General features: G+C 42.0%; 2 protein-coding genes and 1 pseudogene. 2 read left to right on the top strand and 1 reads right to left on the bottom strand.

Translation table 11 applies throughout. The annotated features are described in order from the left end of the window. Both CXF95_RS30965 and CXF95_RS26200 read left to right on the top strand, forming a co-directional pair. Window positions 1–275 (top strand): hypothetical protein (locus tag CXF95_RS30965; protein WP_232788055.1); only part of this gene is annotated, 275 nt, incomplete at its 5' end. Window positions 276–314: 39 nt separating this feature from the next. After that, window positions 315–827, top strand: a complete 513-nt coding sequence (locus CXF95_RS26200) for a PEP-CTERM sorting domain-containing protein (protein ID WP_101201405.1) — start codon at window positions 315–317, stop codon at window positions 825–827. On the opposite strand, the pseudogene CXF95_RS26195 reads toward CXF95_RS26200, so the two are convergent. After that, window positions 766–1,141: pseudogene (locus CXF95_RS26195) on the bottom strand (hypothetical protein); the annotation flags it as partial. The gene CXF95_RS26200 and the pseudogene CXF95_RS26195 overlap by 62 nt on opposite strands.

The raw sequence follows: 1,141 nt of genomic DNA, 5'->3' as shown, positions 1-1,141 counted from the left end.
AGCCGTATTTATCAAACCAAGTGATGGCATGGCCCCAGAATGACAGGCTCAACCGACCTGACAATTTACATCAAATTGATGAGGTGGGGATTTTTACCCATCGTATGCCCTTTAAAATGGGAAATCCCCTACAGCCCAGTGTTTACGTTTTTTTTCATCCATATGAATATGTCAGGTTTCTTTACCATTTCAATCCCATGTTTTTTGTAAGTGTATTATATGCCATTGAATTAAATAGGATTTACTTTCATGGCGCAATTATTGCATATTTCTGAGCGCTCGACTCGAGTTTCAATTTAAAAAAGGATATAGGCATGTTTAAGATGGTCACTAGGATTTTAGGAGTAATAGCATTAACAGGATGGATGGGAGCTGCAAATGCGACGTTGATATTTGATTTTTCTTGGGATTCTTATAACGGTGAAATCATCGGCGAAATATATGGATTATCAGACAACGGCGTGGACCAGGCTGCCACCGGAATTGTGTTGACTTCAATCGACGCGATGCAGGTTAACATCGACGTAATTAATGACCCATTTTGGGTTGTTAGATTTAACGATTTCGATGTGGCGGGCGGGAAAATCACATTTGCCGACTTCTGGTCGCAATTCGACGACGGGGTGAATGATGAATATAAAAGGAATTTTAGTATATATACTGAGGAGCCAAATTTTGATAATTACATTGTCGGGAACATAGCGTACATCGCCAATGGGGAAGTTGCGTTTGATAACCGCGTGACAGTCCCCGAACCCAGTTCGGTTATATTGATGCTGCTGGGTTTAGCGGGCTTGTCCTTTGCTCGATACAGAAAACAATATTAATCGGCTTGTCATCTAGCCCTGCATTTACCCATCGTAACCAGCGGGTAATATAGTCATCAAGCATAGCGGCTCTTTTGGGGGCCGCTAACTTTTGCTCATAAAGCTGACGTACTTTATTCACCGCGTTAGTTATCGTCTTCTCTGCTAAGCCCAATTCTGGCAGGCCAAATCGATAACCCAAAAAATCAAATTCTTTTTCAATACGCCCAATAAAGGTTTTATCCGGCGCTTGCTCCACTTTTAATTGATGAAAGTGTTGATTGACGGTTCTCACCGCTTTGCGCAAGTGCCAGCGGGTTTTGGCTAATACAATG

The sequence above is a fragment of the Paraglaciecola sp. MB-3u-78 genome (assembly GCF_002835935.1).
In the GTDB taxonomy this organism is placed as follows: domain Bacteria; phylum Pseudomonadota; class Gammaproteobacteria; order Enterobacterales; family Alteromonadaceae; genus Paraglaciecola.
Note: the sequence above shows the minus strand (reverse complement) of the source record. Positions and strands in the feature narration are given on the sequence as shown.

Bases quoted from the DNA above. Each gene is read 5' to 3' on its own strand.
- CXF95_RS26200 (WP_101201405.1), top strand. From the start codon at position 315: ATGTTTAAGATGGTCACTAGGATTTTAGGAGTAATAGCATTAACAGGA.